The 14,713-nt window shown below is 52.4% G+C and carries 12 protein-coding genes; 9 read left to right on the top strand and 3 right to left on the bottom strand.

Annotation, left to right across the window (positions count from 1 at the left end; genetic code table 11):
- Positions 1 to 124 precede the first annotated feature (124 nt).
- The 3 genes from E0F26_RS09035 to E0F26_RS09025 all read left to right on the top strand — a co-directional run bounded on the left by E0F26_RS09035 (position 125) and on the right by E0F26_RS09025 (position 2,987).
- On the top strand, positions 125 to 400 hold the full coding sequence (locus E0F26_RS09035; protein WP_009470833.1) for an HU family DNA-binding protein: 276 nt from the start codon (positions 125 to 127) through the stop codon (positions 398 to 400).
- Between the two features lie 98 nt (positions 401 to 498).
- Entirely contained in the window at positions 499 to 2,373 is a 1,875-nt protein-coding gene (locus E0F26_RS09030) for a SurA N-terminal domain-containing protein (RefSeq protein WP_279241334.1), read from the top strand.
- Between the two features lie 23 nt (positions 2,374 to 2,396).
- A complete protein-coding gene (locus E0F26_RS09025; protein ID WP_279241333.1) occupies positions 2,397 to 2,987 on the top strand; it encodes a DUF1285 domain-containing protein in 591 nt (196 codons plus the stop codon).
- Between the two features lie 14 nt (positions 2,988 to 3,001).
- Here E0F26_RS09025 and E0F26_RS09020 read toward each other — a convergent pair whose 3' ends face one another.
- Positions 3,002 to 4,651, bottom strand: a complete 1,650-nt coding sequence (locus tag E0F26_RS09020; RefSeq protein ID WP_279241332.1) for an electron transfer flavoprotein-ubiquinone oxidoreductase — start codon at positions 4,649 to 4,651, stop codon at positions 3,002 to 3,004.
- A gap of 179 nt (positions 4,652 to 4,830) precedes the next feature.
- Here E0F26_RS09020 and E0F26_RS09015 point away from each other — a divergent pair, with 179 nt between their 5' ends.
- From E0F26_RS09015 to E0F26_RS09005, 3 genes are read left to right on the top strand one after another with little or no spacing between them, the layout of a single operon-like run.
- Entirely contained in the window at positions 4,831 to 5,583 is a 753-nt protein-coding gene (locus E0F26_RS09015) for an electron transfer flavoprotein subunit beta/FixA family protein (protein ID WP_279241331.1), read from the top strand.
- On the top strand, positions 5,580 to 6,509 hold the full coding sequence (locus E0F26_RS09010) for an electron transfer flavoprotein subunit alpha/FixB family protein (protein ID WP_279241330.1): 930 nt from the start codon (positions 5,580 to 5,582) through the stop codon (positions 6,507 to 6,509). The genes E0F26_RS09015 and E0F26_RS09010 overlap by 4 nt, the downstream gene beginning before the upstream one ends.
- 33 nt (positions 6,510 to 6,542) lie before the next feature.
- Complete coding sequence (locus E0F26_RS09005; protein WP_279241329.1) at positions 6,543 to 6,653, top strand: methionine synthase; 111 nt, start codon at positions 6,543 to 6,545, stop codon at positions 6,651 to 6,653.
- On the opposite strand, the gene E0F26_RS09000 is transcribed toward E0F26_RS09005, so the two are convergent.
- Complete coding sequence (locus tag E0F26_RS09000) at positions 6,650 to 6,832, bottom strand: DUF2970 domain-containing protein (protein ID WP_279241328.1); 183 nt, start codon at positions 6,830 to 6,832, stop codon at positions 6,650 to 6,652. The two genes, E0F26_RS09005 and E0F26_RS09000, sit on opposite strands and share 4 nt — an antisense overlap.
- A 113-nt stretch (positions 6,833 to 6,945) precedes the next feature.
- Here E0F26_RS09000 and nfuA point away from each other — a divergent pair, with 113 nt between their 5' ends.
- Positions 6,946 to 7,521 carry a Fe-S biogenesis protein NfuA gene (gene nfuA, locus E0F26_RS08995; protein ID WP_279241327.1) on the top strand — a complete coding sequence of 192 codons (576 nt, stop codon included), beginning with the start codon at positions 6,946 to 6,948 and terminating at the stop codon, positions 7,519 to 7,521.
- Between the two features lie 14 nt (positions 7,522 to 7,535).
- On the opposite strand, the gene E0F26_RS08990 is transcribed toward nfuA, so the two are convergent.
- A complete protein-coding gene (locus tag E0F26_RS08990) occupies positions 7,536 to 8,606 on the bottom strand; it encodes a 3-deoxy-7-phosphoheptulonate synthase (protein WP_279241326.1) in 1,071 nt (356 codons plus the stop codon).
- A 120-nt stretch (positions 8,607 to 8,726) separates the two neighbouring features.
- Between E0F26_RS08990 and E0F26_RS08985 the strand changes: the two genes are divergently transcribed.
- Entirely contained in the window at positions 8,727 to 11,378 is a 2,652-nt protein-coding gene (locus tag E0F26_RS08985) for a PD-(D/E)XK nuclease family protein (protein ID WP_279241325.1), read from the top strand.
- Positions 11,371 to 14,706: a UvrD-helicase domain-containing protein gene (locus tag E0F26_RS08980; RefSeq protein ID WP_279241324.1), complete on the top strand. Its 3,336-nt coding sequence runs from the start codon at positions 11,371 to 11,373 to the stop codon at positions 14,704 to 14,706. Before E0F26_RS08985 ends, E0F26_RS08980 begins: the two co-directional genes overlap by 8 nt.
- The last annotated feature ends 7 nt before the right edge of the window (positions 14,707 to 14,713 follow it).

The raw sequence follows: 14,713 nt of genomic DNA, 5'->3' as shown, positions 1-14,713 counted from the left end.
TATGGTCCGATTAAACGAAAAAAACCTGAAAAATTTACATTTGTTGATTGACCCTTACATGGGGCAAAGGTAGGCTCAGTAAGCGTTCTAAGCATTTCCAAAAGCAATTTAACGAGGAACTATCGTGAATAAAAATGAATTAATTGATGCTATGGCATCCGAAGCAGATCTCCCTAAAGCCGCCGCCGGTCGTGCCCTCGATGCAGCAGTAGCAGCCATTACTGCTGAACTTGCTAAAGGTGGTAGTGTATCGCTTGTCGGTTTCGGTACGTTTTCAGTCAAGCCACGCGCAGCTCGTGATGGTCGTAACCCACGAACTGGCGAAACTATTAAGATTGCGGCGTCTAACACGCCTGGCTTCAAAGCTGGCAAAGCACTTAAAGACGCGTGCAATTCGTAATCGTGTAAAATCCTAGCTGGGGCTGGGATAATAGGGCGCTCTAGGGCGCCCTTTTTGCATCTATAGACTAGAGAAAAGAAGAAGGAAGGAAGACGGGAATGCTTCAAAGCATGCGTGAGGGGGCTCGAAGCCCTTGGATTTTGGTAGTAATAGGCCTCATCGTGCTTAGCTTTGTGCTGACAGGTGCCGAGTCCTTAACCTTCAATGGATCTCAGTCCGGTGCGGCCGAGGTCAACGGGGAAGAAATCTCTGTCAACGAACTCCAGTTTGCTATCGAGAGACAACGAAGGCAGCTGAGCGAAATCTATGGAGATCAAATCGACCCTTCGTTTTTGGATGACGATTTGCTGAGACCGTCAGTCCTAAATGGACTCATCGAGCAAGCACTGCTGTCAGATTATGCTGAGGCACTAGCGATTGCACCCTCACCCAGGGCGGTCGGGCGTGCGATAACGAGCAATCCGGCGTTTCAATTAGAAGGCGCTTTCTCTGCTGACTATTATCGAGACATATTAAGGTCCAACGGCCTTACTAACGCTCAGTACAGGGCAGATCAAGAGAATCTAGACCGACTCCAGAAGCTTCAGTCATTTGTAAGTGACGCGTCCTTTGTTACGCCGATGGAAACTCAAGCCTCAATTAACGTCGCGGCTGAACGCAGGGACGTCCGTTATCTTGTCATTGAAGAGGCATCTCTCGTTGCTGAGGAAGCGCTCTCCGACAGTGCGATCGTTGACTACTACGACGCGAACAGGGCTGCATTTGCTCAACCTGAGCGGGTAGTAGCTCGGTACATATTATTAACACCTGACATGTATACCAAGCCTGTCGACCCCGAAGAGGTTCAGGCACAACTTGCGGCAGCGTTAGCCGAGTATGACGCTAAAGCCGAGTCAGAGGTGGCGCACGTCCTTATCACACAAATGGATGATGAAGACGACGAGAGCTATCAGAGCCGAATAACAGCAGCAAGTGCCCGACTTGCTGCCGGAGAAGAATTTGCCACGATAGCGCAAGAGCTCTCCGATGATATTGGCTCTGCTTCACTCGGTGGTGATCTTGGTTACACCGATGGATCGGTATTTCCCGATGCGATGGAATCAGCGATCGAAGCGTTGGCTGTTGGAGAGATTTCAGATGCCGTTGAGACGGATGCGGGCACGCACTTTATTTTGTTAAAACAGCGGACAGCTGCTGCACAGGTTGCCGATGACGTTCTTAAAGCTGAGATCGAAGGTAATTTGCAGGCGACGCAAGCAGAGCGCGACTTACTGTTAGCCGTTGATAAGCTGCGTGACGCGGCTTTTACTTCCGATACATTGAGCCTAGCGTCTAACGAGCTGGGTGTTCAAGTACGCGTATCGACACCCTTTTCTCGAGACACGGGCGCGGACCTGTTTTCGGAGATGGCCCTTCGAGAGGCCGCTTTCTCCGACGATGTGTTTGTGGATAACAATAACAGTGATGTTATTGAACTTAGCGGCAGTCGATTCGTGGCACTTCGTGTCGGTGAGCGACTCCCAGAGGGCTACAAGACGCTCGATGAGGTGAAAGAAGACATTCTGGCCACGCTTGAGCAAAAAGCGCGAGAGGGCGAACTGGCAGCGCTGGTGGCTGACGTGAACCAAGCCTTAGCCGATGGTGACACCTTAGAGGCGATTGCTGATAAGAAAGGTTTGCAGTGGCGAGTTGAACTAGCAGCCACACGCCAAAACACCCTGTTGCCGCCAGAAGTGTTGCAGGCGGCCTTCTCCAAGGCAGCCGATGACACAAATTCGGTGACTTCTGTTGACGTGTCATCTGCTGGGTACGCGTTAGTGCAGCTCGCCAGGGTGACACCGGGCAGTGAAGAGACGTTACTTACGGCAGAGAGACAGTCGCTGGTAGATGAGGTTCAGCAGGTCCAGAGTGATTTACTCTTCACTGAATTTCTAGCAGACCTGCGACGTCGTGGTACCGTCATTGTTCGATAAGTAGCAACGAAGGATGCTATTTGATGCAGGATGATGCGTACGCGAGATTGATACAGAATGCATCAGATGCATCGAAAACGACTGATGACACCCCTGCTTTTTCGGGCAGCGTAAATGGACGTCAGCCCTATCCGCTAGAGAAGTGGAATCCGTCTCATTGTGGTTATGTCGATATCGCCATCGATCGTGACGGACGTTGGTTCCACGAAGGCTCTGAAATTAAGCGCGCTGAGCTGGTTAGTTTATTTGCGGGGCTTCTGCGTCGAGAAGAAGACGGGTGTTATTACCTTGTTACCCCGGTCGAGAAAGTAGAGGTGTCGGTTGCACTTCATCCTTTGATGGTAGTCGATGCGACTCCCATGGGGTCAGGGGCCGAGCAGGTGCTTGCGCTCGTTCTCAATACCGGCGGCATCTTTCAGCTCGATCTAACAGTGGGGTTGCACGCTGAACCGCGGGCAGCGGGGGCCGCTTATATAAAACTGCCCAACGGGTTGACGGCGCTTTTCACCCGAGCAGCTTGGTACCGTCTCGTGGAAATCGCCGATGACGAAGGTTGCGTTGTGAGCGGTAAAGAGCGCTTTTCCCTGCTGGGTGATGACCCAGGCAGGGATTAAGTCGCTAATAAGCTTCACATGTTCGGGTAGTTAGGCCCGCCTAGACCTTCGGGCGTCACCCAACGGATGTTTTGAGACGGGTCTTTGATATCGCAGGTCTTACAATGAACGCAGTTCTGCGCGTTTATTTGGAACCTAGGCTCATCACCGTCTGTAATGACTTCATAAACGCCAGCAGGGCAGTAACGCTGAGCGGGCTCATCGTACATGGGCAAATTGACCTGAATCGGGACCGATGTGTCCATTAACTGCAAGTGACACGGTTGATCTTCTTCATGGTTGGTATTCGACAAAAACACAGACGACAGTCGATCAAATGTGAGGACGTTGTCGGGCTTGGGGTAGTCGATTTTTTTAGACTCTGCGGCAGGCTTCAGGCAGGCATGATCAGGTTTACGATCACGAAGCGTGAACGGCATATTGCCTCGCATGATAGTTTGATCGAACCAAACCGCGGCTGAACCGACTAGAGCGCCAAAGGTGTGCATATATCCCGCAAAGTTGCGGCTCGACTTGAGTTCTTTACCCAACCACGATGAGTTGATTCTCGCCTCGAAATTAGCAAGATCCGCCGCGGGGCTGTCAGACATGAGTGCCGCCGCTACTTCTTCCGCCGCCAAGATGCCGCTCTTCATTGCGGTATGATTACCCTTAATCTTTACAGCGTTTAAGGTGCCTGCATCACAACCAATAATGAGCCCCCCTGGGAAATTCATTTTTGGTAGCGAATTCAGACCTCCCTTGGCAAGTGCACGGGCGCCGTAAGCAAGACGCTCCGCGCCCTCGAGGTATTGGGCGGTCTTCGGATGTGTCTTCCAGCGTTGGAACTCTTCAAAGGGACTCACATGAGGATTTGAATAGTTCAAATCCGTAATCAGACCAATGTAGACCTCATTATTCTCGGCGTGATACATGAACGCACCCCCGGAAGAACCACTCTCAGCCAGCGGCCAGCCCAGTCCGTGGATGACTTTACCTTCCTCATGTAACTCGGGCTTGATCTGCCAAACCTCTTTGATTCCAATCCCGTAATGTTGGGGGTCTTTACCTTCATCGAGACCAAAGTGCGCGATTAACTGCTTGCCCAAATGTCCTCGACACCCTTCAGCGAAAAGGGTGTATTTGGCATGCAGCTCCATACCTGGCATGTAAGAGTCTTTCTGCTCGCCCTCAGCACTGATCCCCATGTCGCCAGTGGCAACACCTTTTACGGAGCCATCATCGTTGAAAAGCACCTCCGCCGCAGCGAAACCTGGATACACCTCAATGCCCATGTTTTCGGCTTGCTCAGCCAGCCAGCGGCAAACGTTACCCATGGAAACGATATAGTTGCCATCGTTGTGGACTGGCGCAGGCAAAAAGAGATTAGGAATCTGAAACGCAGATTTGCCAGAGGTGTAGTAGTAGAAGACGTCCTCTTTGACCTCCGTGGTCAAAGGAGAACCCATGGATTGCCAATCTGGAAGCAGCTCATCGAGTGCTGAGGTTTCAAGTACTGCGCCAGACAAAATATGCGCGCCCACCTCTGAGCCTTTTTCCACAACACAGATACTGATCTCTTGCTCCTGCTGTTGTGCCAGTTGGCTGAGTTTTATAGCTGCTGACAGTCCCGCAGGACCTGCACCAACTACGACTACATCGAATTCCATTGATTCGCGTTCCACGACTAACCTCCAATTAACTCTCGCAATAGGCCGTATCTACATAAAATATGCGGCAACAATAGCTTTTTTGAACTTTCAGTATGTTAAAGTATCGCGCCTCGCAGGTGTAGTAAGGCGAGCAACAAAATGATCATTGATCATAAAGAAATTCAAACACGTTAACTTTCAGTGGAGATGCTATGAAAGTACTCGTCGCAGTGAAGCGCGTTGTTGATTACAACGTCAAGGTTCGCGCCAAAGCAGACGGCTCTGATGTAGAGCTGAACAATGTAAAAATGGCGATCAACCCATTCTGTGAAATCGCAGTAGAGGAAGCGGTGCGCCTTAAAGAAGCGGGCACAGCGTCCGAGGTTGTTGTGGCCTCTATTGGTGACAAGAGCTGCCAGGAGCAGATTCGTACCGCTCTGGCCTTAGGTGCCGACCGCGGGATTCACGTCGAGGCGGAGGGTCGTCCTGAGCCGCTTGAGGTTGCCAAGTTGCTCAAGGGCGTAGTTGCCGCTGAGTCTCCGGATCTTGTCATTCTCGGCAAGCAGTCGATTGACGGCGATAACAACCAAACCGGGCAAATGCTTGCGGCACTAGCGGGCATGGGACAGGGCACGTTCGCTTCAGAAGTTAACATCGGTGAAGGTACCGTTCAGGTGACGCGCGAAGTAGACGGCGGGTTGCAGACAGTAGAGCTTAAGCTGCCTGCGGTTGTGACCACTGATTTACGTCTCAACGAGCCGCGCTACGCATCATTACCTAATATTATGAAGGCGAAGAAAAAGCCGCTCGAGACACTGTCTCCGGCAGATTTAGGTGTAGACATCCAGTCACACGTAGCCCTTGTCGGCGTTCAGCCACCGGCTGAACGATCCGCAGGCATCAAAGTTGAATCAGTAGAGCAATTGGTAGATAAGCTCAAGAACGAAGCAAAGGTGATCTCATGAAGACATTAATTGTTGCTGAACACGATAACCAGTCACTCAAAGCTGCGACGCTCAACGCAGTGGCCGCTGCACAGCAGCTCGGCGGTGACGTTGATGTGCTTGTAGTGGGAAGTGGTTGCGAAGGCGCGGCTAACGCTGCAGCCGCCGTAGCAGGCGTGGGTACAGTGCTCTGTGCCGACAACAGTGCCTATGAGCATCAGCTTGCTGAGAATGTGAGTCTCGCTGTGGCTGAGGCCGCGTCCAGCTATGATTGCGTCATGGCGCCCGCGACAGCAAACGGTAAGAATGTTATGCCGCGCGTTGCAGCGTTGTTAGACGTTGCTCAGATTTCGGACATAACAGCGGTCATCGACGCTGACACGTTCGAGCGTCCGATCTATGCCGGCAATGTTATTGCAACGGTTAAAAGTTCCGACAGCAAAAAAGTCATTACTGTACGCACAACCGCGTTTGACGCGGCGCCGGCGGAGGGTGGCACCGCAACTGTTCAGTCTATGGCTGCAGCGCACGATGCGGGTGTCTCCAGCTTTATTGGTGAGGAAGTCGCTGTTTCGGACCGTCCGGAGCTCACTTCAGCGTCCGTTGTTATCTCCGGTGGTCGAGGCATGCAAAACGGCGATAACTTCTCAATGCTCGAGGGCATCGCAGATAAGCTAAACGCGGCGATTGGTGCATCGCGGGCGGCTGTTGACGCGGGTTTCGTACCGAACGACTACCAGGTAGGACAGACAGGCAAGATTGTAGCGCCTGATTTGTATATTGCTGTGGGTATTTCCGGCGCGATTCAGCACCTTGCGGGAATGAAAGACAGCAAGGTCATCGTTGCGATTAATAAGGACGAGGACGCGCCTATCTTTCAGGTTGCCGATTACGGACTTGTAGCTGACTTATTCTCAGCGTTACCAGAACTCGAGACGGCGCTTTAAAGCGCCGTTGTAATCAGTCGTTAGGGGGATTTGATGGCTAAAAGTGATATTGATGACAGTACAGCAGACGCTATTGTGGCTGTTGTGATCGTGTCTGTTGCCGTACTAGCAGTAGTAGAGTGGTTGTCCGGGCTACCTGCCTAAGCAAGCACCCACTGCACGACAGCCAAAACCGTGGCGATGAATAGTGCAGTGAAAATAATGCCGGCGGCGATAAACGCACCGGCATTACCTTCCTCAAAATCGCGTTCGCGATTTTTTTTGCTTTGGACTCCAATCGCGGCCGCCAGCGTGCTTTGAACTATTTTGATTGCCTTACTCATTTTATATCCCTGAAAATCGCGGATTTATTCTAAATACGGCTAGGATAAACGCAAGGTGATACTACAAAGGCGAGCGCATCTGGTAATCTTGGTGCGTCAAACGGGAGATGGCTATGGTGACAATAACGGAATCGGCGCGAGAGTATCTTAAAGAGCTGCTGGGAAAGCAGGCCGACGCGCTGGGTGTAAGAGTTTTCATCAACAACCCCGGCACCCCCCGAGCGGAGACTTGCATAGCTTATTGTCGCGAAGGCGATATGCAGGCCAGTGACGTTTCAGAGGATTACGAGCTGTTCACGGCATGGATCGAAGAGCGAAGCATCCCTTTCCTAGAAGACGCAGTAGTGGACTACGCGAAGGACCGAATGGGCGGACAGCTCACGATCAAGGCACCGAACGCAAAAATGCCACGTGTTGATGCGGATAGCACGATTGAAGATCGTATCAATTACGTTCTTTACAACGAGGTTAATCCATCGCTGGCTGCCCACGGAGGTGATGTCTCACTGGTCGAAGTCACAGACGAGCAGGTCGCTATTTTGCAGTTTGGTGGCGGTTGTCAGGGGTGCAGTGCCGTAAGCGTTACACTTAAAGACGGGGTCGAGAAAACATTAATTGAGCAGATCCCTGAGCTGGCGGGTGTTCGTGACATGACGGACCACACCGACCGGACAAACGCTTTTTATTGAGAGAAGCGACCCTTCTACGTCCTTTGCGGTAACGCGTCGCGGACAGCGTCTGCGAGCTCCCGCAGGGAGGCTTGTGTGTCTGCCCAGTTAATACAGGCATCGGTCACCGATACGCCATACTCAAGATCATTCAAGTCTCCCGGGATCGCTTGGCGCCCTTCACGCAAGTGACTCTCGAGCATGAGTCCCACGATGGATTTGTTGCCCTTGACGATTTGATTGGCAATATCGCGCGCAACGAGCGGCTGGACATTGTGGTCTTTGCTAGAGTTTGCGTGGCTGCAGTCCACCATGATGTTTTGAGGTAGCTCTGCGGAGGCCAAAGCATGTTCGCACTTGGCGATGTTCACACTGTCATAATTTGGTCCGTTGCTGCCTCCCCGCAATACCACGTGTCCATAGGGATTCCCTTTGGTCTCAAAAATAGACACGACCCCTTCAGAATTGATACCGAGAAAGCGGTGAGGATGCTTTACTGATTTCAAGGCATTGATGGCAACATCTAAACTTCCGTCGGTACCGTTCTTGAAACCCACTGCAGACGAGAGCCCGCTAGCCATTTCACGATGCGTTTGTGATTCGGTAGTGCGTGCGCCAATGGCAGACCAGGAAATAAGATCTTGTAAGTACTGAGGTGTTATCGGGTCAAGAGCCTCTGTCGCGGTGGGTAGCCCCATTGCCAGTAGGTCCCGAAGAAGCGTTCTACCAATCTTCAGACCTTCCTCGATATCAAAGGAGTCATCGAGGTGGGGATCATTGATCAAACCTTTCCATCCCGTTGTGGTTCTCGGCTTCTCGAAATAGACCCGCATCACAATATAGAGCGTATCGCTCAGCTCAGCGGCTAGCGACTTCAGTCGTGTAGCGTAGTCAATTGCGGCATCTCGGTCGTGGATCGAGCAAGGCCCAACCACGACAATCAGCCGATGGTCCTCTCGGTCAAGGATATTGCTTATGGTGGCTCGCGAACTACTGACAAAATCAAAGGTAGCTTCATCGACAGGCACTGATGCTCTCAGCGCGCTGGGCGCTATGAGAGTTGTTTGCGATGCTACGTTGACGTTGTGTACGGATGCTTGGGTCATGACTCACTATAGTGTTTAAAAAAAGAGCGCGGAGGATAACCCGTACAAATTCTGTAGTCACAGCACTCTCGGGATTTAAAGCGAATTTATTCGCCTCGTGGGTTGCTGTATAAGAACACTATGACGCTTCCAGCTGAAACAAACCTTCCTTCTACCGAGGCTATTTTAGCGATCTTGGCTCGTGGTGGCGTGGTGATGACAGCTACGCAGCGACTCGCTCGTCAGCTGACACAACAGGTCGCCAATGAGGGTGCGACTGTCATCGAGAAGCCCGCGATACTGTCACTCGAGGCTTGGCTCATTGACACGTGGAGTCGTGTTGAAGAGAGCAATAGCGACCCGCGGAGGCTCCTATCTAGCGCAGAGGCGAGCGAGCTTTGGCGCCGGGTCATAGACGACCACGCTATAACAACGCAGTCCTTCAGCCTTTTACGATCAGACGCTGCGGCCGAATTGGCTGCACGATGTCGTACAGCTTTGAAGACCTATACTGTGTCGGTGGCTCATGAGGCAAATCGACGTTATTTTGAATCGGAAATCGATACACAGAACTTCTTGAGCTGGCTCGATTCACTTGATGCAAAATTGAGGCGAGAGGGCTGGCTACTTCTTGAGGACACCTACGAGATCATCGCTCAACAAGCGCCGAAAAACGCCGGAGAGGTTTTGTTCTTGTCAGAAGAGGCCCCGGGGCCTGCGCTGTCAGCTGTTCTCAAACGTTGCTTTTCCTGCGCAACTTGGCACCACTCGCAGCCGCTACTCGAGACACTTGAGACGCACGTCTTTGACACACGGCCTGATGAATTAGCGGCCGCGGCTCAATGGGGCAAGGCCCAATACGACAAGGGTCTGTCCGCTGTTATTGTATTGGTCGATTACCATCGCGACCGAGCGGAACTAGAGCAGTTTCTGAGGCATGAATTTGAGGTGGAGGGGCAGTCCTTTACCCAGCTGCCCGTGAACTTCAGTAGAGGTGTTGAGCTCGCAAAAACGCCCATGTATCGGGACCTACTTCTATTGCTACGGCTGGTTACCCGGTCTCTCTCACGAGAAGATGTGTTAGCACTGATACGGTCACCTTTTTTTCGTTGGAATCGACTAGCCGATAAAGCGACGGTTATCCGTGGGTTGTTTTCAACTGAGGAGCGACAATTTTCACTTCAGCAGGTGCTGGCGCAACTTACGCAAGTGGCGCCTCAATCGGGTTTGGCTGAGGGGCTCAATTGGGCACGTGTGGAGAGACTCAATACCGCGAGAAATACGGTTGATGATTGGCGCGAGGTACTGATAACCCTTACGACACGCGCAGGCTGGCCAGGTGCGGCAGGTCTCGATTCAGTGGAATATCAGCAATACGAGCTGTTTTCAGACCTACTTGATGAAATAGAGGTTAATCCGCTTGATCACGGGCCTGTTGCGTTATTCAGATTCGTGGAAAAACTGAATTACTCACTAGCGCAGCGTATCTTTCAACCGCAAACAGAGGCGTCGCCACTGCAGGTCATGTTTCTGCGTGACACCTTCGGTCTTTCATTCCAAGTGTGTAGGGTGGTTGGTGCCGTAACGGAGTCGCTTCCGCCGGCACCGCAGGCGCTGAGTTTAATACCTTGGCAAATCTGCCATGACTACAACATTCGATCCGTATTTGAGAGTGAGCCGGAGGTGATAGCTCGACGTTTGCTTGGACGGCTTAACGAGCGTGCGCCAACGTTACTGTCATTCACCCGGATGATCGACGGACTTGAGGCGCTGCCTAGTCGGTTTTGCGCCGCGCCAACACCAATGCCCCAGATGCAGTCATCGCTTAACATTGCTTCACGGGGCACGCTTGAAGAGATATTGGATGACAGGGGCTTTGAGGTCGCGACACCCGTGCCCCAAACCGGGGGAGTGGGACTCCTTGAGGACCAAGCGCTATGCCCGCTCAAAGCGCACTTAAAGCACCGACTGGATATATCCTCCTTGCGCGAAGCGCAAACGGGGTTATCTGCCGCGGAGCGGGGTGCACTGCTGCACTCGGCACTTTTCCATACGTTTGACGAGCTGAGTAACTCAGAAAAGCTATTAAGCATTGCCCTGAGCGAGCAAACCGCCGTGGTAAGTCGTGCAGTTGATAGGGCGATTACCAATATCCGTGCATCAACCCGCGATCGGGTTGGTCTTAATGTAATTGACCTTGAACGAAAGAGGCTGCAAACCAGCGTTGCTAATTGGGTGGAAATAGAGAGAAAACGTGAGATTCCCTTTGAGGTGATCGAGCGTGAAACGAGTTACGAATGGCAATCACAGGGACTCACGCTGTCGTTCAAAGTCGATCGTGTTGATGAGTTGTCTGACGGAGGCAGGCTTGTCATTGACTACAAATCTAAGGCTACAAACACCCTGAGGGACTGGACCGATAACCCCATAAAAGCACCGCAGTTACCCTGCTATAGCGAGGTCATCGATGATGTTGTCGCTGTAGCCATAGCGTCGGTCACCGATGAAAAAGCGGGTTACCGGCCCCTCGGCACGGAGATCGGCGTTGGTAGGAGCGATCAATCATCTCGCAGGGAACTCGAGGAAAAGGCTAACCTTTCTTGGGCTCAGCTTAGAGAGCAATGGCGGATCGAGCTCGATCGATTGGTGGCTGATTTCATTGCGGGCGATGCGAGAGCGACGCCTTCAGCCAAAGCTTGTCGGTATTGCGATTTTGCGTCGATTTGTAGAGCTAAAATCAGCTCAATTGTCGAAGATGGAGCAGGTGATATAGAAGGGGCATCGGGTGACTGATCAAGCGATTCGAAGAGAAGTGCTGTCGGTCGATCAGAGCTTCTGTGTCACGGCACCCGCAGGCTCAGGTAAGACGAGTCTTTTAACTCAAAGGATTCTCGCTTTACTGTCTCGAGTTGAGCGCCCAGAGCAGATTCTTGCCATTACGTTTACACGCAAAGCCGCTGCTGAAATGCGGAGCCGGGTTCTCGATACGCTCGAGAGAGCAGCGCGCGGCGAGGGTGCAGCGTCCGCGCATGAGGCGCTGAGCATGGAGCTGGCTAAAAACGCGCTGCATAATGCTGAGCGTATGGGTTGGTCACTCGGTGCTGAGCGACTCAATATAAGAACGATAGATGGCTTATCGGCCCAATTGAATCGATCTATGCCGGTCACAAGCGGGCTCGGTGGCGGAGCGCTGATAGCCGATGATGCCTCACGGCTATATGCTGAGGCGGTCGATGATCTTTACGGTCTGATCGGCGAGGATTCAGACCGAGGCGTCGCACTGCGAGAACTCCTACTTCTGATGGATAACAACTGGCAACGATGCAGTGATCTGCTGGTGGCTTTGTTGAGTCAGAGAGGCGATTGGCTCTCCGCTCTGGGTCAACACGAAGACCCAAAGGCCGCGGCTCAGCTCGCGCTTAAGACCCTTGAACGCATAGTCTCAGGACGATTGGCAACGGCTATAGCTGCGCTACCCGGGCACTGGTTGCGCTCGGTTACAGATGCTGCAAACGAGGCAAAGCAGAGAGTGGCATCCTCCATAGCGGATGGTTCGCTGGAGGAAGCGAAAGCGAGAACGTTTGACGGTGACGCGCTCCATCTGACCCCCCAGCTCACGTCACTTGGACATTGGAAGTGGTTTGTGAGCTTTGTGCTAACACAGCAGGGTGCGCCCCGGAAAACTTTCGATAAAAACTGGGGTTTCAGGGCGAAGGTTGATTCCCAGGTTAAGCAACAGGCCATTGATTTAGTTGCAGAGCTCAACGATAACGATGACTGCATCGAGATGCTCAAAGAAATCGCCGCGTTACCGACATTGAGCTTGGCTTCGGAAGAATGGCAGGGCGTTCTCCGGTTGTCGCGGGTGTTGCCCGTGCTTGCAGCACAGTTGCTCGCTGTATTCCAATCACACGGTATGGTCGATCATACCCACATGGCCATGGCCGCTGATGCGGCGCTGGGGGACGAATCTGAGCCGACAGATCTCGCATTGCGCTTGGACTATCAGATACAGCACATTTTGGTTGACGAGTTTCAGGATACGTCTCTGACACAATTTCAGCTGCTTGAGAAGCTGTGTCGTGGATGGTCCGAATACAACTTTATAAATCCTCAGTCTCCCCGAACCCTATTTATTGTTGGCGATGCGATGCAAAGTATTTATGGCTTTCGTTACGCAGACGTTGGACTGTTTTTAAGGGCGCAGGAGCAGGGGATTGCCGGGGTCCAACTTCGGGCGCGGGCGCTGACACAAAACTTCAGAACACAAGAGAGTGTTGTCTCATGGGTGAATCGCCAATTTAAGGCGTTAATTCCCGAGAACGGAGATCCGCGTCTCGGTGTGGTTCCACTCACTGAGGCGCATGCCGTTAATCCCAGTGTGCCCGGCCAATCCGTTGCCGTGCGCGTTTTTCCAGACGATCCTCAACGAGAGGCACTGTTTGTCGCTGATGAAATTAAACGCCTACAGGCGCAAGACCCGGATGCGACTATTGCGGTGCTAGGCAGAAGTCGTGCAGCGATTACCCCAATTAGTGAGGCGTTGGTTCACGCTGACGTCGATATTATTGGCTCAGATTTAACGCCCTACAGTGAACGATCAGCGGTTGCTGATCTGATATCCGTCGCACGGTGGTTAGCCAATCCGGCAGATAAAATTGCCTTTATCGCTCTTTTGCGAACACCGATGATTGGCGTGACGCTAAGGGATATTGGTTATCTCGCCCCTTTGCTAGACGACGCGTCGGTGCTTGAGCTTATCGATGTGATAAGCGCGGGTGGCTCTGGCCTGTCCGATGATGGATGTCACCGCCTTCTGTATGCGTTGAACACACTTGCGTGGGCTGAATCAAAGCGTGATCGACTCGACCTGACGCTGTGGGTCGAGCAGACCTGGATACGACTCGGTGGAAACCGGGCTTACTCAGCGGGGGAGATGTTGGATGTAAACGCACTGCTTGGCGAGATTCGTCGACAGGAGCTGTCTTCGAACCGTTTAGACATAACACCCTTGACCGACTGGTTTGACCGAGGCTATTCAAAGGCCGAGTCGGCAACTGCGCGCGTTGAACTAATGACGCTGCACAAAAGTAAAGGGCTGGAGTTTGATCATGTCTTCATTGTGGGGGCTGCGAAAACAGGACGGTCGAACGATTCACCCCTACTGCGTTGGTATCGTGATGGAAATAAAGGGCTCATGATTGCTGCAAAGCCAGAGTCGAATCAGTCAGACTCCGTCTACGACTACCTTGGCTTTCTTAACAAAGCGCAAGAACGCCAGGAGGTAATCCGGCTCTTCTACGTGGGTGTTACGCGCGCCAAGTTGTCGTGCACGATTACGGCCACGCAAAAATCCGATAAGGTTTGGCCACCGTCAAAGACATCGTCTTTTTGGTCGACTTTTTGCGACGCCGCAAAAGATACGGTGTACGAGCCTGTTTCCGAGCCGCATCAAACCAAGACAGAAGGACCGAATACGTCAGTAATGATGTTCAGGCGGTTGCGAGACCTCCCGTCTGAGTCGCAAGGCTTAGTGAAAGCGCCTGCTTTTGCAGGGCAGGAAAGCAATCTCGGCAGTAGCAACCTCAATTCTCGACGTTATGGCATTGCACTCCACCGAGGGATAGAGCTTTTGTGCCACTATTCTGAAACCCCTGAAGTCTGCCCGCCCAATATTCTGTCTGCCGTTCGATTTCAGCTTGTGAACGCCGGGGTGCCCGCGCGCGTGCGAGAAGGTCACCTGCTTAATATCGAGAAGGACCTCAATACACTGCTGTCAGACGAGACGGGTCGCTGGCTCATATCGAGTGAGCAGGTCGACGCGCACAGTGAGCTTTCGCTGTGGCATCGTGAGACGCAGCGGGAGCTCATTATTGATCGAACGTTTATTGATCGCTCGTCGGGGATTAGGTGGATTGTTGACTACAAGTCGAGTCAACCGCACCAAGATGAGCCCATAGCCGACTTCACCAAACGGGAATTGACGAAGTATCAAAGCCAACTAGAAAAGTATCGCGAACTCATGGCCGAATATGATGAATCTAAAGGACACACCGTTATCGCCACGAGAACGGCACTGTATTTCCCAAGAGTGGCTGCCTTGGTAGAAGTGGGGCTCTAAACGGTTC

Origin of the sequence: Candidatus Paraluminiphilus aquimaris, assembly GCF_026230195.1 — a bacterium.
GTDB lineage: Bacteria > Pseudomonadota > Gammaproteobacteria > Pseudomonadales > Halieaceae > Luminiphilus > Luminiphilus aquimaris.
Note: the sequence above shows the minus strand (reverse complement) of the source record. Positions and strands in the feature narration are given on the sequence as shown.

What these genes read in the sequence shown, in the direction of transcription:
- E0F26_RS09030 (WP_279241334.1), top strand. Translation starts at nt 499, where the DNA reads ATGCTTCAAAGCATGCGTGAGGGGGCTCGAAGCCCTTGGATTTTGGTA.
- E0F26_RS09005 (WP_279241329.1), top strand. Translation starts at nt 6,543, where the DNA reads ATGGCTAAAAGTGATATTGATGACAGTACAGCAGACGCTATTGTGGCT.
- E0F26_RS09025 (WP_279241333.1), top strand. Translation starts at nt 2,397, where the DNA reads ATGCAGGATGATGCGTACGCGAGATTGATACAGAATGCATCAGATGCA.
- E0F26_RS09010 (WP_279241330.1), top strand. Translation starts at nt 5,580, where the DNA reads ATGAAGACATTAATTGTTGCTGAACACGATAACCAGTCACTCAAAGCT.
- nfuA (WP_279241327.1), top strand. Translation starts at nt 6,946, where the DNA reads ATGGTGACAATAACGGAATCGGCGCGAGAGTATCTTAAAGAGCTGCTG.
- E0F26_RS08985 (WP_279241325.1), top strand. Translation starts at nt 8,727, where the DNA reads ATGACGCTTCCAGCTGAAACAAACCTTCCTTCTACCGAGGCTATTTTA.
- E0F26_RS08990 (WP_279241326.1), bottom strand. Translation starts at nt 8,606, where the DNA reads ATGACCCAAGCATCCGTACACAACGTCAACGTAGCATCGCAAACAACT.
- E0F26_RS09000 (WP_279241328.1), bottom strand. Translation starts at nt 6,832, where the DNA reads ATGAGTAAGGCAATCAAAATAGTTCAAAGCACGCTGGCGGCCGCGATT.
- E0F26_RS09015 (WP_279241331.1), top strand. Translation starts at nt 4,831, where the DNA reads ATGAAAGTACTCGTCGCAGTGAAGCGCGTTGTTGATTACAACGTCAAG.